A 26,115-nucleotide genomic window follows, 5' to 3' on the forward strand; every position below is an offset into this window, starting at 1 on the left:
CCCCCCCCCCCCCCCCCCCCCCCCCCCCCCCCCCCCCCCCCCACCCCCCCCCCCCCCCCCCCCCCCCCCCCCCCCCCGCCCCCGCCCGCCCCCCCCCCCCCCCCCCCCCCCGGGGGGGGGCGCCCCGCCCCCCCCCCCCCCCCCCCCAGGGGGGTGCTGTCCCTCGGCATGTCCAATGAAATCGCCGCCAAACAAACGAGGCTTAACCATGAGCGATTCCCGTGCCCGCGATATCCTGTCGCGACAGGCCGAATTCGAGAGCGAGCGCAGCCAGTACGAGCATGTCTGGGAGGCCGTCTCCGAATTCTGCGACCCCGACGCGCCCGATGTCTGGAGCGGCCGTCGCGCCGGCGTGCCGGATTCACAGGCCGAGCGGCAGGAGCGGCGCGGCGCTCGCGTCTACGCCAACACCATCAACTCGGCCGCCAACCGGCTGGCCGCGGGGCTGGAGAGCCTGATCATCCCGCAGTCGGAAAAGTGGCATGGGCTGACGACCGCCGAAATGAACGACGAGGAGAGCGACGAGGAAAAGGAATGGGCCGAAAGCCTGCGCGATTTCCTGTTTGCGCTGCGCTACTCCGCCAACTCCAATTTCGTGCCGGCGACGCAGGCCTGCCTGCGCAATGTCGTGCGCTATGGGCCGGCCTATCTCTATGCCGAGGAGGGGTTCGCGCCCCACACGCTGATCCGCTATGCCTCGATCCCGGTGGTCGAGGGCTATCTGTCGCGCAACCGCTGGGGCCAGGTCGACATTTTCCATCGCCGCTACGAGCGCACCGCGCGGCAGGCGGCGCAGCTGCTTGGCTATGAGAAGCTGCCGGCGCGGATCAAAATGCTGGTCGACGATCCGGCCAAATGCGAAACGAAAATCTCGCTGATCCAGTGCATCCAGCCGCGCGACGAGCGCAGGATGTATAGGCTCGGCGGCGCCTACCAGTATCTCGACACGGCGTTTGCCTCCTACCACGTCATCGAGGACGAGGAGATGATCGTCAGGGAGAGCGGCTTCCGCTCCTTCCCGGTGTCGACCTTCAACTGGCGCCGCTACGAGGGCGACCCCTATGGGATCTCGCCGACCATCGAGGCGCTGACCACGGTGCGCGAGGAAAATGCCGTGCGCCGCTCGGGCTTGCGCGCGCTACAGCAGGTCACCGATCCGGCAACCGCCTCGAAGGCCAGGCTCGACTATGTGCCGGTGCTCAATCCCGGCGAGAACTATCCCGGCCTGATCGACGACAATGGCCGGCCGCTGATCGCGCCGATCGCCACCGGGCAGAACCCGACCTATGCGTTCAACTACGCCGAGAGCCGGGCCGAGGAGATCCGCGACATGATGTTCGTCAATCTGTTCCAGACGCTGGTGCAGAACCCGCAGATGACGGCGACCGAGGCGCTGATAAGGCAAGAGGAAAAGGGCGCGCTGCTCGGGCCGTCCGGCTCGATCATACAGGCGGGCTTTGCCAGCAATCTCGATCGCGAGCTCGGCATTCTCGAGGACAAGGGGCTTTACGACGAGGACAGCCGTTTCCTGCCGCCGGCGAGTCTCGCCGGCAAGGCGGTGCGGCCGACCTTCACCGGCCCGCTCGACGTTTTGCGCCGCTCGGCCGAGGCCCGCGACACCATCCAAGTCGTCACCACGGCCATGCAGATGGCGCAGTTCGATCCCGGCATCATGGACAATATCGACGGCGACGAGGCGATCAAGATCGTGCAGAGCGCCGGCCGCAGCCCGCAGCGCATCTTTCGCCGCAAGGAGGAGGTGGACGGTCTGCGTGACGCCCGCGCCAAGGCAAGCCAGGCGCAGGCCGGCATGGCGGCGATCGCCACCGCGGGGAAGGCGGCCAAGGACGCGGTGCCGGCGGCAGTGCAGGCACGCGACAGCGGCTTGCTCGACGGCCTGCAAGGCATGCTGCAGGGCGGGCAGGCCGGGGCCGAGATGCCGGGCGGTCCGGCTGTGCCGGGCGCCGGCGCATGAGCCGCAAACGCTTCGCCCATTCAGGGCAGGCCGGCGGTCCGGCCAAGGCTCGGGAAGCGCTGGCCAAGGCGTATCTCAGGGTATTTTCCGGTGAGGATGGCGAGATGGTGCTGGCCGATCTTGCGGCCACGACAGGCTATTACCGTCGCCCGTCCTATGGCGAGTGGATGGCCAGGACCAGGACGCCAAGCGGCTTCGAACTGCACAGCGCCTTGAGCAATGCGCGCGCCGAAGTGGTGCAGCACATCATGGGGTTCCTGACGCTGGACGAGGCGCAACTGGCGGCGCTGGAGAAGGCGGCGAGGCTGGAGGGGTAGGGGACTTCGCAAGCGCTGGCCTGACCATGGTCACGGCCCGCTTCGCCCGCTCATCCATGCGAGTCCGCGGACCCGCCCAGCTCACAGCAGGCTCACAATAAGGGTCGCTGAACCCCAAACCCTGTTTGGCCAATGGCCCCGTCATTGGCGACCCCCAAAATTCATGACTCGCGAAAGCGGCGGCTACCGGGCCGGACCGTCGGCGCAGCGCCGCGGCCTCCAGCGTGGCGCCACCGCAGGGAACAATCAAATGGCGACCATTCCTCTCCAACTGGCCGAGCGCCGGCTCGATACCGGCACGCCGGTGCAATACCCACAGGGATCGCCGCTGGGTGCTGCCATGCAGGGTTTTGGCGACGAGCTTTCCGCTGTTGCCGAGCGCTACCGGCAGATGAGCGAGCAGCAGGAGGCGTTCGACGCCGAGCTCGCGCGCCGCCGGTTCAACAGTCAGATCGCGCAGGCGGAAGACGAGGTGGCGGCGAACGCGCCGGCCGACGGCGCAGGCCTGCATGACGCGATGTATGGCCAGATCGATCCGCGCACCGGCCAGACGGTCAAGCCCGGTCTGTTCGACAAGCTGTTCGACGATGCCTTGCCGAACATGCCCGAAAGCCAGCGCGCCAATTTCGCCAGGCAGAAGGAAGCGATGCGCAGGGTTGGCGGGCTGCGCATGGCGCAGCGCCAGTTTCAGTGGCGCCAGGATTACGAGCAGGCCGAGGTCGACACGGTGCTGCAGACCAATGCCATCGCCATCGGCAAGGCCAATCCCGACGACATCGTCACCTTCGAAGCGGCCCGCCAGGACGGGCTCGATCTCATCGAGAAGATGGGGCTCGACCCCGGGATCAGGCAGCAGAAGGTAAAGGACTGGTTTAGCACCGCCGCGAAGGCGCGCTTCGAGGCGCTGATCGCCAGCGACCCGCAGCGTGCGCTTGAGATGTTCGGTGTCGGGACGCCGGCGGAGCCCTCCGGCGGAGATGCCGCCAGCGGTACGACCCAAGCGGCAGGCAGCTTTGTCTCGGACAACTCAAAGGCAGCTACCGGGAAAGGTGACCGTGTTGGAAAGCGGACGCCAGATGAGCGCGTAGCGCAGGCGTTTAGAGACGACCTTCCACAACAGGAGCAGGCAGCGCTGATTCGACAGGCGGAGGCGGCCAAAACGGCTCAGCAGGTTGAGCTTCGCACCAGCATCGGTCTCGCCGAGCAGAACGCGCCGGACGCGATCGCACGGACTGGCGCCTATTCCGGCAAGTTGCCTGGCCGCGACGCCTTCAGGATCGCCTATGGGCTCGACGAGGGCGACAAACGCTTCCAGGATTTCGACTGGCGGGCCGATGTCGGTAGGCAGGTTTTCGGCATGGGCACCATGCCGAACCAAGCGATCCATGCAGCACTTCGCGATGCCGATTCCGGGCCGAACGGTTCGCAGGAAAACCAGGCGAGCCGTGAGACGACCGCCGTTGCAGTAGGGCTGGTCATGAATCACAGACGAGCCGATGCCGGGGGCTATGTCAGCGAAGTGTTTCCCAATATCGATGCCGCCTGGAAAGCCGTGACCGGTGGCGGACTCGAGGATCCAAACGGCTATGACAAGGACGCCTATGACAAAGCGATAGCCATGTCCGTCGCCGCACAGGAACAATTGGGGATTGAGAACCCTCAGCCCGTGCCGCAGTTCATTCTCCGCGATCTCTCCGAGAATTATGACAGCAGGAGTAGCTATCAGCAGGACATAAACGCGAAGCTAGGCGCGCTGTTTGCGGGAACGTCCGGCCCTGTCGCTCGGGCGGCCGTGGCCCGGCAACTGGCCGATGCCGGTCTGGGTTGGATCATCCCGGATGCATCCGGGTACAAGGCCCCGTCGACACTTTCGGTGTTGGCATCGCAGGCCAAAGCCCTCGGCAAGGTAGCTGCCAATGCAGGGATCGCCCTGGCCAACGCAAATGATTGGGTTGCCTACGGCATGTCCGGGGGAACGATCAGCCCTCCAGATTACAAGGATGCCTATTACGAGTCGTCGAATCCTGTCGAGAACCTGATGATGCATCAGGGGTCTGATGCATTGAGCTGGTCGATACCGGTGCCCGGGGCTGGTCGAGCTGCTGTTGCCGAGAAAGGGATACTACGAGCAGTTGAGCCGACGAGTGTCATCGCGGCAAAGCGTGCCGAAGTACTCGGCGTAATTCCGGCGCCAACAGGCCAGTTCTACAGTGTAATACATGAAATGCGATTGGACCCGACCTTGTATCCGGGCTCGTCGCGCCCAGTACACGTCCAAGCTGCAAACGAATCCCTATTGCAAACGATGGAGGGAGAAATTGCTTTCGCTCAGGATTTGCTGAATCAGGGTCTCAATCTTCAGCGAACGCCGACAGAGCTAGCCCCTCGCGCTGCACCTCCCGGCTTCAGCTGGCACCACGCGGATGAACCCGGTGTAATGCAACTCGTCCCTAGATATCAACATGATCGAGGGAGTATCTTCCAGAAAACACTGCATCCGAATGGCCGAGGAGGATTTTCCCTATGGGGAAAAAAATGAAGTTGCTGGATATCGTTGGGCGGTTGTCGGAATTTGACGAGGAGGACCCGGTCTACGCAGCGGAGCCCACAATCTACGCGGCGGAGCCTTGGACGGAGGATTCAGACGCGATGGTTTTGCCTCAGCAGGATGGGGTGTTGGTACCACCCGAGGCAGCTAAAGAGGGCCTGGCATACTTTCTCGAAATCGACCTTGCAATCGAGATTACCGAGGCTTTGGTTGCGTCGCAGAAAGAAAAGCCAAGCATTTCCGCCATCTGCGAACGCGTTATTTATTATGCCACCTATGATGCGTGAGAGGTTAAATGTTGACTAACCCACGTTATGACGGACAGCCGCTGCTTAGGCTGCTCGATGTTTATGTGCTCTGGGCGATCGGAGAACTTTCTCAAGAGTCGGAGGATGGCTTGAAAAGGATGGCCCCCAAACTGCAATCTATCTATGGTGGCGATGGACAATGGCATGACGCAATAGCCCAGTCTATGCACATGCCTGAGGGAATGCCGGCAGCAATCCGGGATATGTGGGCAAGGAACCTCAAAATCGCCCGCGACAATGATGTAACTCTCACACCGCAGAAATTTGCGGAGATGTTCGTAGACGAAAATTTCGTGAATTGAATGTTATTTGCGCCGACGCTGAAACTGCGTCCCTCGCCCGTTCACGGGGAGAGAATGCCCCAGGCAGGTGAGCGGCGGCGCCAGCATCTCGGAACATCGCTCTGCCCCTCATTCATTCACCTGCCGGGACCTTCTCCCCGTGAACGGGGAGAAGGGGTCTAGCCTCAATAATCGCCGTTGTAGTACCGGTCGTCGCAGGGCGCGGTGTAGATGCGGCCGTCGCGGTCCTGGTAGCGGCAGAGCTGTTCGCCGCGGCGCTGCGGCGTCGTGGCGCTGCCGACGACCGCGCCCAGAAGGGCGCCGCTGGCAGCGCCGATGACCGTGCTCTTGGTGTTGCCGCCGATGGCCTGGCCGACGAGAGCGCCGCCGGCGCCGCCGATCAGCGCGCCGGTTCCGGCCCGCTGCTGCCCCTCGGTCTGCGCGCAGCCTGCCAGCGCGGCAGTCACAAGCACGGCGGCAATGGCTTTGTACATGGTCATTTACGGTACTCCTTTGAAGTCAATGAACTAATGCACTGGCTGATTTTGCCAAGTGCTGTTGCATTGCGGCGGAACGGCGGCACCGGGCCTCACGAAATGAGACATGGTTTCTCGTGCGTTGATGGGGTGGCGCGGCGAAAGATGTCTTTGAACAAAGCGATAGAGCAGCTTGCTGTCAAATTGATTCAGCCTTGATGGCTCGATAAGCCGCCGCCAGCGGCAGCTGACCGAGCCGATAGCAACGACAAATTCCCCCAAAATGGAGAAATGCCATGACCCGAGGTCTTCCCCGGACGCTTAGCCGCGCCGCTGCCCGCGAGGCCGGCCTTGCCCCGCCCAGGCTCGGCCTGAAAGCCGTTACCACGGGGCAGGGCGGCGCCTTCCGCACCGTCTTTTCATTCAATGCCATGCAGGTGCCGGTTGCCGATGCGCAGGCCTATGCCAGCCAGAAGATTTTCGACTTCCTCGACGGCAAGGTGCGCATCAAGGGCGGCACCGCCAGATTGCAGTTCGCGGTGCTGACCGCCCGTGCGGCGACCATCAACGACAATGCAGCGCTCACCTGGTCGCTCGGCTCGGCGGCGGCGTCGAGCGCGACGCTGGCCGCCACCATGGTCAATGTGCTGGCCGCCACCGGCCGCACGCTGGATGGCGCGGGTGCCGCGCTGTCGACCACCTCGACGGCCGATGTCGCCGCGGCAGTGACGCTCGACGGGACGGTGACGCCGGCCGATCTCTATCTCAACCTCGCCTTCGCCACCGGCACCGATATCGACGCCGACGGCACGATTGCTGTGACGGGCACGATCACGCTGCTGTGGGAGAACTGGGGGGATAGTGTCTAGGCGCTAATCTCCCCCCTCGAGGGGGAGATGTCGCCCAAGGCGACAGAGGGGGTCGGTTCGACCGGGCGCAACCCTCCTCCGGCGACAGATGAGGCCGGCGCTCCACGCGCGGCTACCCCCTCTGGCCTGCCGGCCATCTCCCCCTCGAGGGGGGAGATACCAAGCTTCGCCGCCTGCGCGCTCATCACCGGTCTTTAATTCTCAACACAAGGAATCTCACATGACAGATCTGGCAGACGCCGGGTCCGTGGCGGCACACGTGCCGCCGGCGGGCAACCCAGTACGGCCACCGGCCAGCGAGGACCATGGGTCCGCCCCGCCGGCCGGCAAAAGTTGGTTTGACGGTCTTTCCGAAGGCAACCGCAAGCTCGCCGAAGCCAAGGGCTGGACCAAGGCGGAAAACCTCGATCGGGTTTTCACATCCTATGCCGAGCTGGAGCGGCAGCAGGGCGAGAGCCTGCGTGTTCCGGCTGCTGACGCATCTCGGGAAGACTGGGACAGGTTCCATGCCCGGTTGCCCGAGGCGATGCGCCCGCTGACCTCGCCCGACAAGGTCGAGTACCGGCGTCCCGACGGGTTGCCCGAGAACTTCGCCTATTCGGACGAGCTCGCCAACGCGTCCAAGGCCTGGGCGGTCGAGGCCGGCGCTACGCCGAAGGTGGCGCAGGCCTATCACGACCGCTTCGTCGGCTACATGGCCGAGCAGGCCGCGCGCCAGGAGATCGCGCTTGCCCGCTCGGTGGAAGCCACTCACGACGATCTCGTGAGGGACTGGGGCCCGACCGACAGCGATGGCTTTCGCCAGAAGCTCGAAGTCGCCAACCGGGCGATGAAGAAGCTCGGCCTGGTCGATGCCTACAAGGCGAAGGGCATCCTCCTGCCTGACGGGGCGCTGACCGATCCGCAGATCGCCAAGGCGTTCCAGGCCATCGGCGAAGCGATGTTCCGGGAAGACACGATCGACGCCGACGGCGTGCCAAGGGGGCAAAATCCCTTCAAGCGCAACGCCGCCGGCGAACGCAACATTTCGGCGATTTCAGCTCTCGTCAAAAGCGACCCCGCCCGCGCCCGGCGGCTGGCACGCGAGGCCGGTGAGAACCCGGACCTCTGGATGCCCAACAACCCCCGTTAGTCCGTTTGGAAACTCTACTCCGGTGGCCATCTGGCGGCTCGCCGGAGCGAGTTTCAGAGCGGCCTGCACAGTTCTCCGCCCATCAACCCTGAAGGAAAGACAAAATGGCAGACGCTTATACCCGTATCGCGGACGCGATCGTTCCGTCCGTTTATGCACAATACTCGTTCGAGGAGCATGTCCAGTCGCTCGAAATCTACCAGGCCGGGATCCTGTTTTCCGACCCGTCCATCGCTTCGAAACTCTCGATGGGCGGCCGTTCCGTCGACATGCCCGGCTGGAAGGATCTCGGCAACGACCCGTCCGAGCCGGTCAATGACGATCCGGCCGATTCCATCGAGATGAAGAAGATCGGTTCGCGCCGCGAAGTCGCCGCCCGCAATGTCCGCGCCCAGGCCTGGGGCGTTCCGGACCTGACCTCGATCCTGGCCGGCGACGACCCGCAGAAGCTGATCGTGCGGCGCCAGACGGAATATTGGCAGCGCGCCAACAAGCTGACCTTGCTCGGCATCCTGAAAGGCGTCGTGGCCGACAACATCGCCAATGATGGCGGCGACCTGGTGCGCACCACCGGCGCCTCCATCGTCGACACCGACATCATCGAGGCCGCCTACCTCATGGGTGACCGCGCCGACAAGTTCAAGACGATCTGGATGCACTCGAAACAGATGAAGGCGCTGAAGCTCGCCGACCTGATCGACTATGTGCCGTCGTCGGAGCAGGGCGGGCCGTTGATCCCCTATTATATGGGGCTCAGGGCCGTCGTCGATGACGACATTCCGGTGGCGGCGGGCATCTATACAGCGTTCATGTTCAAGGACAAGGCGATCCTGTGGAACGAGCTTCCGGTGAATACGGAAGGCGGGCCGCTGGAGTTCGACCGCAAGCCGCGCCAGGGCCATGGCGGCGGCGTCACCGAAATGGTGTAGCGCGCAAAATCACTTGGCATCTCCGCGCAACTTCACTTGGCACTAACTCACGCGCTTTCAACGGTGCTTCAAGCTCGGCGTCACAGGTCGAAGAGATCGTCCCGCACCGGGTCCAGGAGGTCAGGCCGGTTGTTCCTCGGGTTGCCTACGTCGCGACCGATCTTCCACATTGTCATCAGCTCTTCCGGAAACGGCTTCATCAGGTGTTCCGGGTCGGGGTCGGTCAGCCATGTCATATAGTCGGCCGGGGCGAGGATGACCGGCATGCGGTTGTGGATCTCGGCCATCATCGGGTTCGGCTCGCACGTCAGCACTGTAAAGGTGCGGATATTGTCGCCCGTCGCGGGATCGCGCCATGTCTCCCAAAGCGCTGCCAGGGCGAACGGCTCGCCAGACTTCATGGCGATGGCATAAGGCTGCTTGTTCTTGCCGGTGCCGAGGATGTCTTTCCATTCGAAGAACCCGTCGATCGGCATCAGGGCTCGGCGATTCTGGTATGCCGCCTTGAACATGCCATTGGTCTTGACCGTCTCGCTCTTGGCGTTGATCGGCTGGGCACCGCCCTTGGGGTCTTTCACCCAATAGGGGATCAAGCCCCACCGCGCCGGCACGAACATGGTCGAACCGCGTACCAGCTCATCAACAACGATGATCGGGTAATTCAGCCTCGGCGCACCGTTCCATAGCGGAAACTGGTTTGAGAGCCGGTCGACCTCGCCTGGGTCAGCGAAGGAAAAATTCGCGACCATCTCCGCAATTGAGCGCTTTACATGAACACGTCCGCACATGACGGCGAAGATAGGTAGCGGGAGGTGGAGAGTCCACCGGCAGTCACTCTTCGCGAAAATCCTGCAAGGAGGCGTGGCGTAGGTCTTCCTCGCCCCTCAGGTGCTTGACGCGGCCTATGAGCCCCGGCTTCACCCAATGGGTTGCCGGCCGCTTCATGCCCCTAGGCGCGGGGCCAGCCTGCTCCTGGACCCGCTTCCACAGCCGCTCGCGGATCGCGCGGCTCGAATTGATGAAGGCCGAGCCGACATATTTGCGCGTGCCTATTTCGCCCATGAGGGCGAATGCCGGTTTCCCAGCCTCCCGTTCAACGCCTAGTAGCTCAAACTCGCCGATCGCATAGCATTTCGCCTTCAACCAGTTCGTCGAGGGGCCGCTGCGATACTTACTGTCCAGACGCTTTGAAACCATTCCCTCAAGCCCGGCCTGGTCGACCAGGTGATAGATCGCCTTGGCATCACCGGGCAGCGCCTGGCTGAACTGGATCCTGATGTCAGGCGGGATGATGCCGGCAAGGATCTCGCGCCGCTCTTCCAGCCCCATGTCGCGCAGATCGTGGCCGTTGAGGTGCAACAGATCGAAGGCGACGAAATAGAGATCGTGCTGCCGCCGTGCGATGGCTTTGCGCAGCTCACCGAAGTCCGAAAGGCCGGCATCGTTCAGAACGATGATTTCGCCGTCGATGATGGCGTCTAGAGCGTCGATCGATTTCGACGCGGCGACGAGGTCTCGATATTTCGCCGTCCAGTCGAGACCCCGGCGGGTGAAGATACGTGTGCCCGCCTCGTCGATGATCATCTGGGACCGATAGCCGTCGAACTTGACCTCGTGACTCCAGCCACCACCCTCGGGAGGTTTCTCCACGAGGGTCGGCATCAACGGCTCAATGAACTTCAGACGCATGAACGACACTCAAGGAACGCGATTCAATCCGCCGAGTTAGTTTAGGTTCCACGAATAAAGGAAGCCTTTCCATGGACCGCAAGCGCGTCACGCAAGGAACAGCCCACGGCAGCGAGCGCACGGGCCTAAAACTGATCCGCATGGCGATCGAAGAAACGTGCCCGGCCGGCGTGCTGCCCAGCGAGGAGGCCGTCTTGCTCCTCTATGGTCCCGAGCCGATCGATGAGGCCGAGGCCCTCGCGAAAGCAATCATCGAAACCGTCGAGAAGCTAGGCCGATGAAGCAAGATCCAGACATAAGAAGCGCTCCAGCGTATGTCGTCTACAGCCCGCCAATACGGGGCTTGCCGTTCCTCGCAGTGAAACTGAAGGTAGACGGCAGCGTAAGCGCGAAAGCCTTCGACACGGCGGAGGCAGCCGCTGCATTCAACAAGGCGGCAGGGAAACGGTCAACTAATTAGGGAAGTCTTGAGTGGCCCGCCGCTCCCTGTGGAGCGACGGGCTGCCGGCGACCGGAGGACGGGTGGGGTCTATAGGCCGCCTGTCGGGTGCTTTGCGGCGGGCTCCCGATGTCTCCCAAACATTGTCTCGCAAGCTTTGTTCCAGATCGTTAGGCAACTAGCGGCCAAGCGGCAGTCTGGACGTCGAAACCAGCTCGTCCTCGTCGATAATTCCTGCATCGAAGTTGGCGATGATCCTGGAAGCTAATGCTTCGCGCCGCTGCTCGGATTGCCCGTCGATCTTCAACCTATCGAACACGCGGCCCAGCAAGGCGATGTCGGATGGGCTGAAAACACCAGCCTCTTCAGCTTTCCGACGCATTGGCATGGAATCCTCCGATACTGTGTGACCGATCCGTGCACCTAATCCCAAACCGGGCAATATGCCAAGAGGAACGCGCCGCCTTGGCGCGCAAGGGAGCCAGGCATCACGGCGCGACAATCAGCTCCTTTGCCGGCCTACCTCGGCCGCCGGAGACGGTATAGGACAGTTCCACCGGCTCGATATCGAAGCCTGCGAAGGCCGCCCGGATCTCCGGCACGTCGTTGATCGACAGCATGAAGCGGCCCTTCAGTTTCCGCAGCCTGGTCGCGATTGCTTCGAACTGGTCGCGGCCGAACAGCTCCTTGCCATAGTCGCCTTCGCTGCCAAAGTATGGCGGGTCGAGGTAAAACAGCGTCTCAGGCCGGTCATAGCGGTCGATGAAGGCCGACCAGTCGAGCTGCTCGATGACGACGCCGGCAAGCCGGTCGTGAACATCCGCCAAGAGCGGCTCCAGCGTCATCAGGTTGAAGCCGGCCGACGAACGTGGATCGACCCCGAAATTGCGCCCCGCCACCTTGCCGCCGAACGCCAGGCGCTGAAGGTAGAGGAACCGGCCGGCGCGCTCCAGATCGGTCAGAGTGGACGGGTCGCTGGCCTTCAGCCGCTCAAACTCGCGGCGCGAGGTGACCTGAAAGCGCAGGGTGTCAATGAACTGCGGATAGTGGCGCTGAAGGATGCGAAACAGATTGGCCACGTCGCCACTGCGGTCGTTGATGACTTCGGAGCGTGGACGAGATCGGCGGCGAAAGAAGACGCCGCCCATGCCGACGAACACCTCCGCATAAGTCGTGTGCCGGACGGCGGCGATCCGCGCCACAAGGCGCTCGGCCAGGCGGCGTTTGCCGCCGATATAGCCTGCCGGCGGCCGGACCGGATCGATGCTTGTGAAAGGGTCTTGAAGGGTCATTTAAAGGCTTCCGAGAATCAGTCACCGTCCCGGCGCCCGAAAGGGCCAGGTGCGGCAGTTATCTCTTAATGCTGTCGGGCGGGTCGGGACGCCAATCTAGGCCCGCTTCTCGGGAACTGACCCGAGCACCTGTCACGAGTTCTACGCACCGATGATTCTAGAGTGCCAGGCAGAGAGTTGCAAACCGGTCCCACGCGCTTTGAGACAGGTTTATTGATTGCTAATTGACACTGCCAAAGCTTCAGGTCTTTCATGCCGCTCATCACGAAACGGGTGGGGACCTATGGCGTTACGTATCAGGCTGCCAGGCGGCACGTTGAAAGTGAAAGCCTATCGCGAACTTCGAAGCCGTGAGCGCGATCGGCGTGTCCCGGTTCTGAAGGTCGGCGCGATGTACATCATCTGGTGGTCGAACAAGCAGAAGGGCTCGGGCGCCGATGCGTCATGACGGCCAGAGTCGACTGGTATTGCAGAATACTCCGTGTGATCTAGCCACGCCCTGGAGAGTCGGCTACAACCCCAGCGGGTTTTTTAGGGGTCTGGCGAATTATGGGGCTTGTAAAGGTCAAGGGTATCCTTTCCGTCTGGAAAGGGCGCGTCACAACGACGAATAGTGTCCCATGGGCGGACCATTGGGCCGTCCGGACTGCAGCGATTTCGGCGCATCTGCGCTGGGTCGGTCCAAACAGCATCATGCTCGTCGGTGATTCACTCGTCGAACTTGTTCCGCCGCATGCCCTGGAAGGGCTCAAAGTGGTGAACGCCGGCTTCGGCGGCGCGACGGCTGCTAACGTTCTTGCCGTAGTTTCGTCTTCAGTTGTGCTGTCGGCGCTGAAGTCCCACCCACCGGCAAAAGCTCTCATTCAGGCGGGAACCAACGATAGTAAAGTCGGCACCGATCCGATGGGCGTGGCCGGCCAGACAATGGCGATCGGCTCCCTGTTTCGGAGCCTCGGGACCGAAGCCACCATTTTTGCCATTCCTCCAATAGAGGAAAGAAAGACCGCTTTCAGATCGGCTTCCGTTGCCGACGCGATCAATGAAGCGACGCGCCAGGCCGCCCTGAGAAGCGGTTTCCCCTTCATCGATCCCTATATTGCCATTCGCGGCTCAGACGACGTGACCGACGATGGAATCCACCTGGCGCGCCGTGCGGTTGCGACATTGGTCGAAGCAATACGTCAGGCAGCGTAGGTACATGTCCACGAAGAAGGTACCGACGATCTCAGGCCTGCACTATTTGCGAGCCATCGCAACCCTCCTGGTTGTTGTGACCCACAATGTGCTGGCGGCATCGCAAGAAAAGTACTTCGGTCCCGGCCTGCTGACGCCATTTTTCCAGGGCGGTGGAGGCGAGGTCGATCTGTTCTTCATCATGAGCGGCTTCATCATGGTCGTGACCGCGACGGAAGCCGCGACAGGCCAGCCAAAATATTCGGCATTCGAATTTTTGAAACGGCGGTTTATTCGTTTGCTGCCGCTGCTTTATGTGTCGGTCCTTTTCTACAATTTCGCCCTTCTCGTTTCAGGGGCGAGCCCGGATTATATGGGTGCGCTCCGTACTATCATCCTCTGGCCCGTCGGCAGCGTGACACCAGGCGTTGCTTGGACGATCCGCTTTGAAATCGTTTTTTACATCGTGTTCGCCGTCTGCTTCCTGATTTCCGCACGCTTTTGGTGGCTGGCCCTGATTTGGGCGTCCCTGTCGCTGGTGCGCTTTGTGCTGACTGGCGAGGTCGGGGATGCTGACAGTCTTGTTTCCTTTGTGCTGTCACCGTTCAATTTGGAGTTCGGCATGGGCATGCTGATGGCTGTGCTTTTGCGCCGCTGGCGACCGAATTTCGCGCTGCCCGGACAGATCCTGGTCTTGATCGCCATATGCCTTGGGATGCGGGCTCTCGTCGTGTATTTCGGACTGGAGATCCGAACCCTGACGATGGTGTTGGCGATTGCGCCTCTGCTTGTGCTGGCAATGTTCATAGCCGTTTACACCAAGTCCCCACGCGAAAGCTCTGTTGGCCTTTTGATAGGGGACGCCTCCTACGCCATCTTCCTGTTCCATCAGCCTTGTATGCCGGCGACTTTAATCCTGTTGACGAAAGTGGCACCTTGGCTTCCATCAACTGCTGCAGCGGCCATCAGCTCACTCGTCGGTATCGGCGTCGGCATCCTCGCGCATCTCCTCGTAGAGAAGCGAATTCAAGCCTTCGCTGAAGGCCTCAGAAGCCGCCGGCGTGGCTACCAGGTCAAGCCAGCGCAATAGTCAGCGCGGCCCCGCCAGACCTCGACGAGACGTTAGACAGCGTCGATGCTAAATCGCCCCATCGCATAGCGATGCGACGATGGCGTTGAACTCTGCAATGAAGCCCGCATCGTTCGGGTGGCCGTCCCCGGCAAGGCCCTCCGCCACAAAGTCGTAGGCGTCAGTCTGGATGACGCGCCTCGTGCCTAGCTCTCGATAGGCTTGTCGGATGCCGCCGAGCGCGTTTTGATAGTTCGACGTGCCGTAGGCCGACCACCGCCAAGGCATGACCGGCAGGATGTTCACGATCGGCACGCCGGCTGTGACCCAGCGACCCACATAGTCGAGGGTGGTCTGACGCATCTGGGCATAGTTCATGTTGCCGCTGATCGACTCGTTTGTACCGAGAGCAGGGACAACGAGATGGTTGGTGCCTCCGGCAATGGCCGTCGCGATGCGGACCATGGACTGCATCCGAGCCAGGGTGAATGTCGCCATGGTGTAGGAGCCGTGCGCCATTCTGCAGACGTACAGTCGTGGCGATGAGCCAACAGCCTTCACGCCGAAGCGCATCAAGGATGTGATCTCTATGGCCACAGCGCCGGTATTGGTGATGGTGTAGGCACCACTGCCGGCCTGTCCAGTCGGGCCCGGAGCTGCGAGCACGTCATTCCCGCTCGATGCCGTGTTGACCGTGGCGTAGGGCGTACCGTTGAAGGCGAAGCTGAGTTGTCCGCTGGCCACTCCTTGGTAAGTCAAATCGACGTTCTCATAAGTGCCGGCAGCCAGCACCATCGCCTGTCCAGGCTGCAGCATGAGAGACTTGCCAACAGGCCCATTGGCCCCATAGGTCGGCGTCGTGGGACCAGTGAAGGATATTCCGTGGAAGGCATTGCCGCCTGACGTGTCAGCATCATCAAAACTGACCAAAACAGCTTCATCAAGCGCGATGCCCATATTGGCAAAGCGGGCTATCAGGCCGACATGGTTGGTCCTCGGGTTGGACGCATAGGCACCGTTGCTGATGCTGTCGCCATTGATGATCAGGCAAGATCCGGTGGCGATCTGCGGCATCATGGCTGCACGGATCTTCCGGTATCGAGACCCGAACTCCGGTCGTTCGGGCAGCGAGATGAGAACGCCATTCACGCGTACTAGGCCAGCGCCCCACAGGCCTTTTCCCTGATTTGGCAAAGCAGTCACCGCATAGTTGCCGGGCGGGACGTATGGGTAAGGGTGGGCCGCGAGAGCTGAGGCAAAGATTGCCGTAGCATCAACGACGCCATTCGGATCGGCGTCCGCTAGGAGGCTCATGCCGGTGTTCTGCGCGCCGCCACCCTTGATCGCTTCCACATCACCGATAAGGCCAGTCTTGATCTTGAAGTTGACCTCAAAGCGATGCGATGCCTGGTCGATGACGGCGGCGCCATTCGACAGCGCGCCCGATCTCACCCAAGCGCGAATGCCGAGCGGATTGGCATTGGGCTGATACTTGTAGCCGCCGCCGCTGATCGCCGGGTACTGGCCAGCCGCAATCGGAATTGCGACCGGGATTGAAGCGACACCATTCAACAATGAGACGGCCGTCGTGCTGAGCACATTGACGGTCGGACCGGCAAGAATTTCGACGACATGGATGTTCGCCGTGGCGCCTGCTGACGCACCGACATCGACTTCGGTGATGTAGCCATCGTCGGCGGCCGGCGTTTGCGGGATGACGCTATAGCCAGCCGGGGTGTTGGTCCCTGTGTTGACGAGGGTCGGCCAGCCGATGTCGACGCTGGAGCCTATTTGCTCTGCTGTTTCGACGGCCGTGTCGTAAGCAGCGCGCGCCTTTGTCGAAATCTCTCCAGTCAGAACGGCTTGCCACTGGACGCCGTTCGTCGTGGAGATGGTCTTCGCTGTATGACTGGTAGGGATAGTCGCACTGTGCCAGCGGGCTTCCCCGCCGGGGATTGTGCCTGGGGTAGTGCAAAGTGAGCCGCCTCCCGCTGGCTGAAGGCCGACCACACATCCCGCTGGCTTGTAGATGTTCAGCCCTGAAATGGTGGATACGCCAGCCGGCGCGTTCACCAGCTGCGTCGGAACGCTGGCGTCAGAAAGAGAGCCGTCGCCCTCCACAAACGAAACCACGACACGAAGCGCGCCGAGGGCTGTCATAGCCACTGGCAGCCCGGTCACATACTCGTCGAATGCCGCCAGCGAACTCGGCCAAAAATAGACATTCGCGCTGGCAGCGGCCCCTGCACCAGTGAGAGGTGTCGGCCCAATCGTCCGTGCGCCGACCAAGTTGGTCGCAGAGGCTGTCGCAGCCTTCATCGCCGTCAGGTTGGCTCCGAGGTTCGCCTGGCCCTGTCGCGCAGCGACAATCTCGGTGCCGCCGGGCAGATCGTAGGATTTGGTGATGGTGATGGCGTCGACGCCGACGTTGATGGCGGCGGTGTTCCTGGTGGCCCAGACGGAGCCGGCTACGGAGAAGGTCGAGCCGAGCAGCTGGGCGCTCGTCGTGAAGCCGGTGGTTCGCGCGGCCGCGCCGACGGCGACGACGGTGTAGGGGCCGTTTTGCGCCGGTGCGGTCTGGACCGGCAGCACCACGACATCGCCGGTATGGACAACGACGCCGCCGATGGTGACGCCGTCGACGAGGCCAGTCGCGATGTTGACATTGGCGGCCGCGATCGCGGCCACCGCGACCGGCGTCTTCGCACCGATCTGGATCAGCGACTCATTGTTCGTGATGCGCGCCTCATGATTGGCGAGAGTACCCTCGGCCGCCGTCGCGCGGGTCGGCAGGTTCGCGGCGTCGAGCGTATCCAGCCGTTCGTCGAGCGCCGCATCGGCACTGGCCCGCGCCGTCTCCTCCGCTTCCAGCGCATCCGCGATCGGTCCGGCTGCGGCGATCTGCTGGGCATGGTCGGCCATTGCCTGGCGTGCCGTGCGGACAATCCCTTCGACCGTAGCATTGCCAAGCACCTCGTCGAGCGCGGCGACCAGTGGCAGGTCAGGACTTCTTTCGCCAATTTCGGCCATTTTTCCGTTCCTTCAAAAGGGGTTCTAAGGCGCGACGTAGCCGCCGCAGTTGAAGTAGACTTGTGAGCCCGTGGTCGCGTTGGCGACGTTCAGCGCTGTGTTGACGCTCGATGACAGCGGCGATCGGAAGTCGATCTCCAGGCGGCCGCCGGCGGCCTTCAGAAAGCCGCGATAGAGCACGGTCCCAGGGCCATCCTTGATCAGAATTTCGGTATCGACGGTGGCGTGCGCGTTGACAGCCGTCAGCCAGGTCATGTGGTTGCGCTGGCCGACAACCGCGGCCTTCACCGGGACATCGGCATCGCCGGTCTCGCCCCCGCCAACGGCTGCGTAGTGCCATGGCGCAGCTGCCGGCAGGTTCAGCGCCGTCAAGTTCTGCGCGATGCGCTGCAGGCGGCCGTTTAGACCCGAAGAGGCCGTGTCCGTGCCGGGTGCCGCCTCCGTCAAGGAGCCGAACAGCGCATCGTCATCGCTTGAAAAGGTGACGCTAAAGCTGTTGGCCGCAGTCTTTGGGCCGAGCGTGGATGGCAGTTTGCCGAGCAGCCGCTTGACCAGGGCGATCAGCGAAAACGTGCCGCCGTCAGTCGTCGCCGGCGCGTCGGTCGTAGCGCCCAGCGCCTCGTCCATGCCGTCGCGCACGCCGTGCGAGGGGTGATGCTTGCCGCCGACAAGTTCGGTGTCGATCGCCACCGACCCGCCAGTGACGGTGTCGGTCGTATTGATCTGACTGGCAGCCATGTTGAGCCTCTAAAGCAGGAGCAAAAGCGTGGAATGGGGTGGGGTCGGCGGCACGAAGTCGCCAGCGCCGATGGTTTCGGTGACGATCACGGTCGGGTCGCCCTCGACGCCGGCAACGCTGACCGCCCAGGCCTGCAGCTCGACATCGTCGTCAAAGTGGTAGCCGGGCACGGCGATGCTGCCCTCGGCCGGCGTGCAGGTCAGCGGCGGCTGCCATCCCGGCGCGCCGGCCAGCCGGTGTTGCAGCTTGAAGGCAGCAACGACGATGGAGCTGGGCTGGCCGCCCGCCAGGTTGACCACCAACCCGTTGACATCGCCGGTCTCGACCGTGCCGCTTTCGATGCTGGTGATGACCGGTATCGCCGGCTTGATCAGCGAGACGTCGATCTCGGCTCCAATGCGGCCGCTCCAGGCCGGCGGCACCTCGGCGTCGGTCAGCTCGTCGATGATGGGTGCGGCCGGCTTCATCGCCAGGACGGACGAGTTGTTCTTGCCTCGCGTGATGCCGGCGACGATCAGCGGGATACTGTCGAGCGCGGCCGGACCGAAATGCAGGAGGTCGCCGGCTTTAGGCTTTATGCCGCTGCCGGTCAGCCGCACGGCCGCGCTCTCTCCGGCCACGGTGGCGATCGTCCGGATCACACTGACGCCGACCGTGTCGTCGGCGTCGAACTGGCGAAAGCGGATGGCGTAGTTTTCGCCGGCCGTCATGGTGAAGATGCCGTCCGTCTCGACGTGATTGCCGCGCACGGCCTTGACCCTGGCCGAGTGCATGGCGCGCTTCAGCACGTCCCGCGAGGCCATCACCAGGTCGCCGCCCGTCGCCGTGCGCGCCGCGCCCTGCTGGACGGCGGAATAGTCGACGGCGCGGTTCATGATCTCGTATTGCCGCCGCCGCGCCTCTCGCCAGATCTCGTCCGGATTGGTCTTGCCGGGCAGCTTCAGCTCCTCGGTGATGTCGATCGGGCCGACATGGCCCGGCCACGGCACCAGCCGCTCGGCCTGCTGATAGCCGTTGGTCTCGTCGATGAACGGCACGCGCAAGGCGTGCGGCGGCTCGAAATAGGAGGCCGACCAGCGGAAGTCCGAGGAGTTCCTTGGGTTGATATGGTCGACGACTATGTCGCGCGGCCGGTCGATGATGACCGTCCATTGCCGGCCGTTCCAGCGAACGACGGCGCGGCCGGCCGCGCCGACTGCCGCCAGCGTCTGTTTGAGATCGCCTTCGAAGTCGTGGATGCGGTTGTAGGCGAGCCCCTTGGCCGTGCAGAACTCGTGCCAGTCCTGAAACGCCCCGAAGTCGATCTTGTCGTCGGTGACGGGCCGATAGAGAGCTGGGCCTCGCAGGGCGCGCAGCGCCAGCGAGGAAGGGTTCTTCGTCGCCCTGGAGATCCACGCTGCGCCGTCCCAATCGGGCGCAATGCGCTTGTCAACGGTGTTGAAGGTGTCGAGCGTGCCGTTGAGCTGGTAGGTCGCCTTGATCCGCAACGCGGTCAGCGCCACCGGCTTCCTGAAGTTGAACGGATATTCCGGCCGCCAGCTTTGCAGCACGACCCACGTGCAACTCAGAACGTATTGGACTTTTCTGTTATCATTATCGAGCTCCGATGCGGTGGTGCGCTCATATTCGATTTCGTAGGCGCCACGAACCGGAAAATCGATCCGGTCAGATCGATAGAAGCCGACCTGTTTCTTGGCGCGGATCGTGAGTTCGGGAAGATTTGTCCAATCATCGACGCCGACCAATCGGATGCGGCGCTTGAAGGTCACGGACCAGGCACTCTTGTCGCCTTCGCCATCGATCTATATCAGGCCTGCCGGAAATGAAAGGACGGAGATCGCCCAAGCGCTGTCGCGGGCGGTGAAGCGGCTGACCGGCTTGGGCTCGAGCGGCTCGTTCCCGAGCTTATTGCCGGCCGCATCGCGCGGGAACTCAAGCACCAGGTCGGTGCCGATCCGTTCCTCAATTACCTGGTGGGTGTAGAGCGAGAGCGGCTGGTCGTCGGGATAGCCGTGACGCGTCTCCAGCTCATAGTCCTTGAACTTGGTCAGCAGCGTGTCGCCGAGCTTCTCCTCGCCGATCTCCAGCGGTCCATAGCCATGCAGAAAGACGGCGCGGCTGTAGAGGACATCGCCGACCACCTCGATATAGGAGAAGGCGGCAAAGGGCGGCGCGTAGCGGTGTGTGCCGAAAACGTCCGGCACCGGCGCGTCCGGCGTGAACTGGTTTTGATAGCCCGAAATCGCATAGGCGGGCTTTTCGTCTTTCCCAGGCCCAGCAGGTGGCAGCAGCGCATTGATCAGCAGGCCGCCCAGAGCCGTCAGGCCGAGCTGGAGCACGCCTTTGACCGCGCCGATGCCAAACTGCGAGGTGATGCCGAGCGAACCGGCGATTGCCGGCGCGAAGAAGCCGGCAATGGCGGTGGCGGCGACGACGACGAGGATCTGCAAAATGGTGTTGAGGGCGCTCTTGCCGGGAATGACACGAATGACGACGTGAACGCCGGCATGCGGTCTGGCCAGGTGCCACATCGCGCGCGGCACGATCTGCATCCCGTTCGCCTTGACCAACGCGACGCGGACCCGCTCCAGCACCGGCCCGGTGGCGCCAGGCAGAGCCATCGCCACCATCTCGGCGATCGTCATGCCGGCCGGCAGTGTCAGCTCGATGCGGGCGCGATCGGGCTGGAAGGCGATGGGGGCCGCCGTGATGTGGACGCTCATGCTCCACCCCGCCAGCGGTAGATGCCTGTCAGGCGGTTCTGCCAGGGCATGCAATCGAAGCGCTCGATCTTCGAGCAATCCTCCTCGACCATGTGCCCCATCAGGCCATTGCGAAGGAAAAGGCCGCAATGGGCGTCGAGCCGTCCGCGACGAAACCAGAGGATGTCCAGCTCCCGTGGCGCATCCTCGACTTTCAGCCAGAGCGGCGAATGCGCCTCCTGCGCGACGATTGCCGCGATCTCCCGCCGCTCGGCCGAGCCGGGATAGAGTTCGTCATAGGACGGCAATTCGTTGCCGGCGTGTTCGGCATGGACGAGCCGGCACCAACCCCAGCAGTCGCAGCCCGTCCAGTCCCGCCCCTTGTCGGCATAGGGCAGGCCGATGAAGGCCTGCGTCCAGCGGAGGTCGCCTTGCGCCATCTTCAGGGTCATCGGTGCAACCCCGGAAAACGTTCCTTGGTCATGCGATCGGCCGGATATGGCTCCTCGGTGATAGGCTCGACCGAAAACTGAAGGCTGACCTCGCCGGCGTCGCCGGGCGCTTCGGTCATCAGCAAATCGAGCCATTCGGCTTCGACAACATCCGGGCTCGACGCCAGAACGATCGCCATGTGGCAGGTCGCCTGGACAGTGGTCGAGGTCAGCATGTCGGCGATCTCGCTGTCGAGGATCTCCATGACAAGCGAGGCCTGCGCCGGCGTGTCGTCCTGTTCGTCCGGCACCAGCGCGTCGAGCATGACGAAAAGGAACGGCGATCCATCGTCCGTGCGCCAGGTCGACCGCGTTCCGTACATCAGCGGCTCGACCGAGATCCGATCGGCGTTGTCCGAGGACAGCCGCACCGGTTTGTCGAGCAGCGGGTGCTCGATGATGACCAGCACAACTTCCAGCTCGTCCGTGGCGACCTGGTCGATGGCCTGGCGGGCGTTGAGCGAGATCCGCCTCATGGCATCACCGCGATGTCGAAGGTGACCCGCCACTGGACGCTGCTCGGCGAACTCGGCGCGCGCGCCGGCATCTGCTGACCGATCAGGCAGAGCCAGGTCTCGGCAATCAGGATCGGCACGCCGGCTTCGGTCAGCAGCGGGACGCCGGCGTCGGTCAGCAAAGGCAGGCCGTCCGTGTCCCAGGCCGGCATAAGGAAGGGCTGCGTGCCCTGTTTGATCTCCTCGACATACCAGCGATCGAAGCGGGCGAGCTGCGCCCTGGTCAGGATCGTCGAGAAGGCGACGGTGTCGGCGACGGCCGAGAAGCGGCGGCGCACATTGGGTGGACCGGCGTCCTCTGCCCGGCGGGTGCGGCCGTCGCCGCGCGCGAACTGGTAGGGCGCGCGTTCGGGCCTCGGCAGTTCCGGGGGATACCAGACTAGCGTCATCGGCGTTTCACCGGCTGCCTGGCGCCACGCGCGCTGAGTGTCTTGTTGAAGGAGCTGCCGGCACGGTTGGCGGCCGCCGTCATCTTGTCCTCGATGATGATGTCCTCGCGCCGGCCGCCCTGGCCGTCGTCGCGCTCCTCCTCACGAACGCTGACCCCGGCATAGTCGTGATAGTGCCGCTCGATCTTCGTCGGCTGGCTCTGCCGCGACGACCAAGAGCCCGCCGACGCGCTGTTGCTGTAGCCGGGCATGGCATAGCCGCCTTCGAGATAGCCCCGGCCGGATTTGGCGGCGCGCCTAAGATTGTCCAGGAACGGCACGCCGAGGACGCGCACGACCGGCTCGTCCATGACGTATTCCCTTTCGTGGACGAGGCCGGCGACCTTGCGCGGGTCGTTGCCGCCGGTTGCACCGCCGACATCATACAGGCCGCCACCCCCAGCCTGGATGGCCGACCAGGCGTCCGGCGACAGTGAGGAGCCACCGCCGACGATCCCGCCGAGCAGGCTCAGAAGGCCGCCGCCACCGCCGCCGGCCGGGGCGGTCGGAAATCTGCTGAGGGCATTGCCGAGCTGGCCGAGGCCGCCGCCAAACGTGCCGAGGTCTTTCGTCGCCGCAGAAGCCGTTCCCTGGAATTTGGCCAGGGCATCCTGGGAGGCCGAGAGCCGCTTCTGCCAGAGCGCGATGTTTTCCGGGTTGGCCTGCGACCAGCCTTCGGCCCGTTCGAAGCCGGCGAATGCGCCGGTCGCCGAGCGAACATCGGTCGAAGCGAGCAAGCGCTTCAGCACGCCGCTTTCCGACCCTTGAAGCTCCTTCCAGATATAATCGAGCTGCCCGCCGACACCGGGAACTTTGCCGCCGTTTTCGGAAAGCAGGCCGGTCAGCCGGGAGCCCAACCATTGCGGCAGGCCGGTCGCGCCGCCATTCGGGTTGACGGCGTTCGGGTTGAGGCCGCTCTCGGCGGTGAGATTGCCAAGGATGCCGGCGATCTGGTGGCTTTGCAGGCCCTTGCCGGCGAAGTAGTTCCAGATCTGGCCACCAACGCCGCCCTGCGACGTGGCCGAGGCCGCGCCGATGTCCGGCAACGGCATCCTGATGATGTCGCTGGCCGCTCCTGGCTTGTCGATGCCAAGCTTACCGAGCAGATCGCCGGCCGCGCCGCCGAGAGCGCCGTTGACGACCACGGTGCCGGCGCTGACCGTCATCGCGGCGACGGACTGGCCACCGCCAGGCGCGGGACCGCCGAGGAGCGAGCTGAGGAAGCCTGGCAGGCCGCCGATGCTGTCCAGCGTCGGCAGGCCTTTGTCATACAGCGCATTGGCCAGCGGGTTCTTGGCGCCGAGCTGGGTCAGCTGCTTCAGCACGTCTTCGGCCGCGCTCTTCAGCACGTCATCGATGTCGGCAAAGCCGTGGGTTGCGCTGTCGACGATGCCGCCGATCGCGTCGACGCCGGTGTCGCGGACATCCTCCCAGATTTGCTTTTGCTGCTTCAGCAGCTCATTCATGCGGATCATCGCCGCCGCCTCGGAATTGAGATCGACGGAGAGGCCCGCGCCCTTCAGCCGGTCGGCAACGGTCGCCTCGATCGGCGAGCGGCCGAGCTGGTCGCGCTCGAATTGCAGATCCCGCGAGAGATTGGCCCGCGCCGCCGCGTCTGCCAGGCGGCCATATTCTGCCGCCTTTTCCTGGATGCGCCGGATCTCGGCATCGTCGACCGCGACGTTGTTGCGCGCGGCTTCCTCGCGAACCTGCGCGGTCAGCTCGAATTCCATCCGCAGGCGCGCGGCCTCGCCGGCCGTCTTGCCGATCAGGCTGATGTCGAGCTGCTGGGCAGCGATGGTCTGGTCGATCGAGCGGGCGCGCTGTTTCTCGGCTTCAACGAGCTGATACTGTGCCTGCGCATATGCCAGGGCGGCGGCGCTGTCCTGGCGATACTGGCGGACCTCGGCGCTTTCGCCTGTGAACGGCTTGGCGGCTTCCGCTGCTCGCGCCGCCGCTGCCAGCTCAGTCGGCGATCGTGCGCCGATACGACCCATCGCCACGTCCTGGTCGCGGCGCAGTTGGTAGAGGATGCCGGCGTTCTTGATCATCTCCGCCTGCATGGCGGCGCCTTGGCCGAAGTCAGGTCGACCACCTTGCACGACCAGGGCGTTGACAGCGGCCTGGGCGCCGGGAAGGGCAAGCGCCGCCCGAGCGGCGGCGTCGGTCAACTTGTCGAGCGCGAGCGCCTGCTTGGTCAGTGCCTCGTTGGTCGGGTCGAGTTTCCAGCGCTCTTCGACCAGGCGTCGGAAGCCGAGCACATCCGGCGTGCCCTTGGCGATCGTCCCGCGCAAATAGTCGATCTCTTTTGCAAAGTCCGGGAACTCGGAGCTGTTGGTCGGCCCGAACTGCGATCCGCCCGACAGCCATCCGCTGTTCGCGACCATGTTCTTGGCGGCATCCTGCGAGGCCTGCATCAGGGCAGCGCGCAGCTCCAGCTCGGTTTGAACCGAACGGATGGATAGAGCGCTGCCTTCGCTTGCATAGGCCTTGATGCCCGCGACAGGCGCGCCCCAGGCATCCTTCAGCGCTTTGATGTTGGCTTCGTGATCCTTCAGGACATCGTCGATCGAGCGGATGCCATCCCGCGTCGCCATCGAATAGGTGAGGATGGCGCCGGTGCCGGCCACGATCGCCGTGGCCACCAAGCCGATCGGATTTGAGAAGCTGAAAAATGCGGCCGAAGCCGAGAGGACGTTGGATGCTGTCGACGCAAGCGACGTCCTGATCGCGGCCAGCGAACCGCGAAGCCCTTTCGGCCCGCTTTCCAGCGCATCGTAGACCTGGCCGGCCTGCGAGGCGAAGATCATCATCGCCGGTGCGCCGAGCGCCCACATCGTGACAACGTCATTTCCTTGCTGCGACAATCTCAGGAGTTGGGTTGACGTTAGCCGCGCCGCGCCACCGACTGAACCAAGCCCGGAAGCGATCTGGATATGCTGCCGGCCTAGCATCGTGTAGCGGTCGTTCAAATTTGCGAGCGCCAGATCGTATTCCCTGGTGCTGGTGAAGGCACCGACCCTATGGGCGTCGTTCAGCTCGTTCAGTTCGGTTTCGTATTGCTTGGACGCCGCGAAAAGTGGATTGAACTTCGCCCTCAACGCGTCAAGGCTGTTCCCATAGGCCGCGATGTCAGCGGAGCGCTGCCGGTAGCTCGCATCGTCAGCCGGCGCTTTCATGCCTGCGTAAGCGGCGACGATCCCCTGGATCCGTTTCTGCACGGCCTCCTGGCCGGTCAACGCGTCGGTCACCCGCTTCGACGAGTCGGCAGCCTGGTCGTTGGCGGCGGTCAGCGCTGCCGAACTGCGGGCCGCCTCGACGCCGATCGTGCGGACAGCCGTGGCCGTCTCGCCTGCGGCACCTTTGGCGCCGGCCGCGTTGCCACTGATGACAAGAGCGAGGTTTAGGCTCACTCGCGTACCTCGTTCATGATCTCACGGGCGGCGATCTCCATGTCACGAAGGTCATCAAGCAGCTGAGTAGCCGGGTAGCGCCGCTTTTCGCGCTTTGGCCGCGCCTTCAGCAGAACGGCGGCGGCGGCATAGTCGATGCCCAGCCAATAGAGCAGGCCGGACATGCCGCGCGCGACGACGCGCCACTGTGTCTCGCAACCGAGAAACAGCGCCATGGAAGCCTCGTTGATGTCCCAAACCTCGAACACGTCGCTCTCTTCATCGTCATCGGGGAGGTTCTCGGGCGGGACGCCCAACGCC

General features: G+C 63.5%; 27 protein-coding genes. 12 read left to right on the top strand and 15 right to left on the bottom strand.

Translation table 11 applies throughout. The features are described from left to right. On the bottom strand, nt 1–210 hold a 210-nt coding region (locus tag AC0L2H_RS25605), incomplete at its 3' end, for a hypothetical protein (RefSeq protein ID WP_473592789.1). On the opposite strand from AC0L2H_RS25605, the gene AC0L2H_RS25610 reads away from it, so the two are divergent. The 5 genes from AC0L2H_RS25610 to AC0L2H_RS25630 all read left to right on the top strand — a co-directional run bounded on the left by AC0L2H_RS25610 (nt 209) and on the right by AC0L2H_RS25630 (nt 5,450). Beyond that, a complete protein-coding gene (locus AC0L2H_RS25610; RefSeq protein WP_473592791.1) occupies nt 209–1,975 on the top strand; it encodes a portal protein in 1,767 nt (588 codons plus the stop codon). The two genes, AC0L2H_RS25605 and AC0L2H_RS25610, sit on opposite strands and share 2 nt — an antisense overlap. Beyond that, complete coding sequence (locus AC0L2H_RS25615) at nt 1,972–2,292, top strand: Bbp19 family protein (protein ID WP_473592792.1); 321 nt, start codon at nt 1,972–1,974, stop codon at nt 2,290–2,292. The genes AC0L2H_RS25610 and AC0L2H_RS25615 overlap by 4 nt, the downstream gene beginning before the upstream one ends. 250 nt (nt 2,293–2,542) lie before the next feature. Beyond that, the gene (locus AC0L2H_RS25620) at nt 2,543–4,831 is read left to right on the top strand and encodes an HNH endonuclease (RefSeq protein WP_473592793.1); all 2,289 of its coding nucleotides are present in this window, start codon (nt 2,543–2,545) and stop codon (nt 4,829–4,831) included. Continuing rightward, entirely contained in the window at nt 4,828–5,127 is a 300-nt protein-coding gene (locus AC0L2H_RS25625) for a hypothetical protein (RefSeq protein WP_473592794.1), read from the top strand. Before AC0L2H_RS25620 ends, AC0L2H_RS25625 begins: the two co-directional genes overlap by 4 nt. A gap of 8 nt (nt 5,128–5,135) precedes the next feature. Next, nucleotides 5,136–5,450 (top strand): hypothetical protein, encoded by a 315-nt coding sequence (locus AC0L2H_RS25630; RefSeq protein ID WP_473592795.1) that lies wholly within the window; start codon nt 5,136–5,138, stop codon nt 5,448–5,450. 164 nt (nt 5,451–5,614) lie between these two features. Here the strand turns inward: AC0L2H_RS25630 and AC0L2H_RS25635 are convergent, their stop codons facing one another. Next, entirely contained in the window at nt 5,615–5,929 is a 315-nt protein-coding gene (locus AC0L2H_RS25635; protein WP_008876869.1) for a YMGG-like glycine zipper-containing protein, read from the bottom strand. A gap of 272 nt (nt 5,930–6,201) precedes the next feature. On the opposite strand from AC0L2H_RS25635, the gene AC0L2H_RS25640 reads away from it, so the two are divergent. From AC0L2H_RS25640 to AC0L2H_RS25650, 3 genes are all read left to right on the top strand, one after another. Then, entirely contained in the window at nt 6,202–6,774 is a 573-nt protein-coding gene (locus AC0L2H_RS25640; protein ID WP_473592796.1) for a hypothetical protein, read from the top strand. A gap of 220 nt (nt 6,775–6,994) precedes the next feature. Then, nucleotides 6,995–7,906, top strand: coding sequence for a hypothetical protein (locus AC0L2H_RS25645; protein ID WP_473592797.1), 912 nt, complete (start codon nt 6,995–6,997; stop codon nt 7,904–7,906). Between the two features lie 104 nt (nt 7,907–8,010). Further along, the gene (locus tag AC0L2H_RS25650) at nt 8,011–8,835 is read left to right on the top strand and encodes a Coat protein (protein WP_473592798.1); all 825 of its coding nucleotides are present in this window, start codon (nt 8,011–8,013) and stop codon (nt 8,833–8,835) included. A gap of 80 nt (nt 8,836–8,915) precedes the next feature. Here the strand turns inward: AC0L2H_RS25650 and AC0L2H_RS25655 are convergent, their stop codons facing one another. Next, nucleotides 8,916–9,623: an SOS response-associated peptidase gene (locus AC0L2H_RS25655; RefSeq protein WP_473592799.1), complete on the bottom strand. Its 708-nt coding sequence runs from the start codon at nt 9,621–9,623 to the stop codon at nt 8,916–8,918. Nucleotides 9,624–9,666: 43 nt separating this feature from the next. Further along, nucleotides 9,667–10,524: an ATP-dependent DNA ligase gene (locus tag AC0L2H_RS25660; protein WP_473592800.1), complete on the bottom strand. Its 858-nt coding sequence runs from the start codon at nt 10,522–10,524 to the stop codon at nt 9,667–9,669. A 71-nt stretch (nt 10,525–10,595) separates the two neighbouring features. On the opposite strand from AC0L2H_RS25660, the gene AC0L2H_RS25665 reads away from it, so the two are divergent. Beyond that, nucleotides 10,596–10,805 carry a hypothetical protein gene (locus tag AC0L2H_RS25665; RefSeq protein WP_473592801.1) on the top strand — a complete coding sequence of 70 codons (210 nt, stop codon included), beginning with the start codon at nt 10,596–10,598 and terminating at the stop codon, nt 10,803–10,805. A gap of 336 nt (nt 10,806–11,141) precedes the next feature. On the opposite strand, the gene AC0L2H_RS25670 is transcribed toward AC0L2H_RS25665, so the two are convergent. Beyond that, nucleotides 11,142–11,345, bottom strand: a complete 204-nt coding sequence (locus AC0L2H_RS25670) for a hypothetical protein (protein ID WP_473592803.1) — start codon at nt 11,343–11,345, stop codon at nt 11,142–11,144. A gap of 106 nt (nt 11,346–11,451) precedes the next feature. Then, complete coding sequence (locus AC0L2H_RS25675) at nt 11,452–12,255, bottom strand: DNA adenine methylase (protein WP_473592804.1); 804 nt, start codon at nt 12,253–12,255, stop codon at nt 11,452–11,454. A gap of 283 nt (nt 12,256–12,538) precedes the next feature. Between AC0L2H_RS25675 and AC0L2H_RS25680 the strand changes: the two genes are divergently transcribed. The 3 genes from AC0L2H_RS25680 (at nt 12,539) to AC0L2H_RS25690 (ending at nt 14,518) form a co-directional block, all read left to right on the top strand. Continuing rightward, nucleotides 12,539–12,703, top strand: coding sequence for a hypothetical protein (locus AC0L2H_RS25680; RefSeq protein ID WP_473592805.1), 165 nt, complete (start codon nt 12,539–12,541; stop codon nt 12,701–12,703). 101 nt (nt 12,704–12,804) lie between these two features. Next, nucleotides 12,805–13,449, top strand: coding sequence for an SGNH/GDSL hydrolase family protein (locus tag AC0L2H_RS25685; protein WP_473592807.1), 645 nt, complete (start codon nt 12,805–12,807; stop codon nt 13,447–13,449). A gap of 4 nt (nt 13,450–13,453) precedes the next feature. Beyond that, nucleotides 13,454–14,518 (top strand): acyltransferase family protein, encoded by a 1,065-nt coding sequence (locus AC0L2H_RS25690; protein WP_473592808.1) that lies wholly within the window; start codon nt 13,454–13,456, stop codon nt 14,516–14,518. A gap of 48 nt (nt 14,519–14,566) precedes the next feature. On the opposite strand, the gene AC0L2H_RS25695 is transcribed toward AC0L2H_RS25690, so the two are convergent. Genes AC0L2H_RS25695 through AC0L2H_RS25735 form a run of 9 tightly spaced genes read right to left on the bottom strand, consistent with a single transcriptional unit; the run spans nt 14,567 to nt 26,111 of the window. Next, nucleotides 14,567–17,527, bottom strand: a complete 2,961-nt coding sequence (locus tag AC0L2H_RS25695) for a hypothetical protein (RefSeq protein ID WP_473592810.1) — start codon at nt 17,525–17,527, stop codon at nt 14,567–14,569. Between the two features lie 24 nt (nt 17,528–17,551). After that, entirely contained in the window at nt 17,552–18,265 is a 714-nt protein-coding gene (locus tag AC0L2H_RS25700) for a hypothetical protein (RefSeq protein ID WP_473592812.1), read from the bottom strand. A 9-nt stretch (nt 18,266–18,274) separates the two neighbouring features. Then, entirely contained in the window at nt 18,275–20,068 is a 1,794-nt protein-coding gene (gene gpJ, locus AC0L2H_RS25705) for a TipJ family phage tail tip protein (RefSeq protein ID WP_473593027.1), read from the bottom strand. Continuing rightward, on the bottom strand, nt 20,069–20,989 hold the full coding sequence (locus tag AC0L2H_RS25710) for a hypothetical protein (protein WP_473592813.1): 921 nt from the start codon (nt 20,987–20,989) through the stop codon (nt 20,069–20,071). Next, the gene (locus AC0L2H_RS25715) at nt 20,986–21,420 is read right to left on the bottom strand and encodes an NlpC/P60 family protein (RefSeq protein ID WP_473592815.1); all 435 of its coding nucleotides are present in this window, start codon (nt 21,418–21,420) and stop codon (nt 20,986–20,988) included. The genes AC0L2H_RS25710 and AC0L2H_RS25715 overlap by 4 nt, the downstream gene beginning before the upstream one ends. Then, nucleotides 21,417–21,935, bottom strand: a complete 519-nt coding sequence (locus AC0L2H_RS25720) for a hypothetical protein (RefSeq protein WP_473592817.1) — start codon at nt 21,933–21,935, stop codon at nt 21,417–21,419. Before AC0L2H_RS25720 ends, AC0L2H_RS25715 begins: the two co-directional genes overlap by 4 nt. Continuing rightward, on the bottom strand, nt 21,932–22,363 hold the full coding sequence (locus tag AC0L2H_RS25725; protein ID WP_473592818.1) for a hypothetical protein: 432 nt from the start codon (nt 22,361–22,363) through the stop codon (nt 21,932–21,934). The genes AC0L2H_RS25720 and AC0L2H_RS25725 overlap by 4 nt, the downstream gene beginning before the upstream one ends. Further along, nucleotides 22,360–25,815 carry a phage tail tip lysozyme gene (locus AC0L2H_RS25730; protein ID WP_473592820.1) on the bottom strand — a complete coding sequence of 1,152 codons (3,456 nt, stop codon included), beginning with the start codon at nt 25,813–25,815 and terminating at the stop codon, nt 22,360–22,362. The genes AC0L2H_RS25725 and AC0L2H_RS25730 overlap by 4 nt, the downstream gene beginning before the upstream one ends. Next, a complete protein-coding gene (locus AC0L2H_RS25735; RefSeq protein ID WP_473592821.1) occupies nt 25,812–26,111 on the bottom strand; it encodes a DUF1799 domain-containing protein in 300 nt (99 codons plus the stop codon). Before AC0L2H_RS25735 ends, AC0L2H_RS25730 begins: the two co-directional genes overlap by 4 nt. Nucleotides 26,112–26,115: the final 4 nt, after the last annotated feature.

This window comes from Mesorhizobium sp. WSM4871 (assembly GCF_055811295.1).

Coding starts and splice junctions, on each gene's coding strand:
- AC0L2H_RS25710 (WP_473592813.1), bottom strand. CDS start 20,989: ATGAGCGTCCACATCACGGCGGCCCCCATCGCCTTCCAGCCCGATCGC.
- AC0L2H_RS25645 (WP_473592797.1), top strand. CDS start 6,995: ATGACAGATCTGGCAGACGCCGGGTCCGTGGCGGCACACGTGCCGCCG.
- AC0L2H_RS25680 (WP_473592805.1), top strand. CDS start 12,539: ATGGCGTTACGTATCAGGCTGCCAGGCGGCACGTTGAAAGTGAAAGCC.
- AC0L2H_RS25720 (WP_473592817.1), bottom strand. CDS start 21,935: ATGAGGCGGATCTCGCTCAACGCCCGCCAGGCCATCGACCAGGTCGCC.
- AC0L2H_RS25715 (WP_473592815.1), bottom strand. CDS start 21,420: ATGACCCTGAAGATGGCGCAAGGCGACCTCCGCTGGACGCAGGCCTTC.
- AC0L2H_RS25665 (WP_473592801.1), top strand. CDS start 10,596: ATGGACCGCAAGCGCGTCACGCAAGGAACAGCCCACGGCAGCGAGCGC.
- AC0L2H_RS25640 (WP_473592796.1), top strand. CDS start 6,202: ATGACCCGAGGTCTTCCCCGGACGCTTAGCCGCGCCGCTGCCCGCGAG.
- AC0L2H_RS25685 (WP_473592807.1), top strand. CDS start 12,805: ATGGGGCTTGTAAAGGTCAAGGGTATCCTTTCCGTCTGGAAAGGGCGC.
- AC0L2H_RS25635 (WP_008876869.1), bottom strand. CDS start 5,929: ATGACCATGTACAAAGCCATTGCCGCCGTGCTTGTGACTGCCGCGCTG.
- AC0L2H_RS25670 (WP_473592803.1), bottom strand. CDS start 11,345: ATGCGTCGGAAAGCTGAAGAGGCTGGTGTTTTCAGCCCATCCGACATC.
- AC0L2H_RS25615 (WP_473592792.1), top strand. CDS start 1,972: ATGAGCCGCAAACGCTTCGCCCATTCAGGGCAGGCCGGCGGTCCGGCC.
- AC0L2H_RS25725 (WP_473592818.1), bottom strand. CDS start 22,363: ATGACGCTAGTCTGGTATCCCCCGGAACTGCCGAGGCCCGAACGCGCG.
- AC0L2H_RS25655 (WP_473592799.1), bottom strand. CDS start 9,623: ATGTGCGGACGTGTTCATGTAAAGCGCTCAATTGCGGAGATGGTCGCG.
- AC0L2H_RS25630 (WP_473592795.1), top strand. CDS start 5,136: ATGTTGACTAACCCACGTTATGACGGACAGCCGCTGCTTAGGCTGCTC.
- AC0L2H_RS25625 (WP_473592794.1), top strand. CDS start 4,828: ATGAAGTTGCTGGATATCGTTGGGCGGTTGTCGGAATTTGACGAGGAG.
- AC0L2H_RS25700 (WP_473592812.1), bottom strand. CDS start 18,265: ATGGCTGCCAGTCAGATCAATACGACCGACACCGTCACTGGCGGGTCG.
- AC0L2H_RS25690 (WP_473592808.1), top strand. CDS start 13,454: ATGTCCACGAAGAAGGTACCGACGATCTCAGGCCTGCACTATTTGCGA.
- AC0L2H_RS25650 (WP_473592798.1), top strand. CDS start 8,011: ATGGCAGACGCTTATACCCGTATCGCGGACGCGATCGTTCCGTCCGTT.
- AC0L2H_RS25610 (WP_473592791.1), top strand. CDS start 209: ATGAGCGATTCCCGTGCCCGCGATATCCTGTCGCGACAGGCCGAATTC.
- AC0L2H_RS25660 (WP_473592800.1), bottom strand. CDS start 10,524: ATGCGTCTGAAGTTCATTGAGCCGTTGATGCCGACCCTCGTGGAGAAA.
- AC0L2H_RS25675 (WP_473592804.1), bottom strand. CDS start 12,255: ATGACCCTTCAAGACCCTTTCACAAGCATCGATCCGGTCCGGCCGCCG.
- AC0L2H_RS25695 (WP_473592810.1), bottom strand. CDS start 17,527: ATGGCCGAAATTGGCGAAAGAAGTCCTGACCTGCCACTGGTCGCCGCG.
- AC0L2H_RS25620 (WP_473592793.1), top strand. CDS start 2,543: ATGGCGACCATTCCTCTCCAACTGGCCGAGCGCCGGCTCGATACCGGC.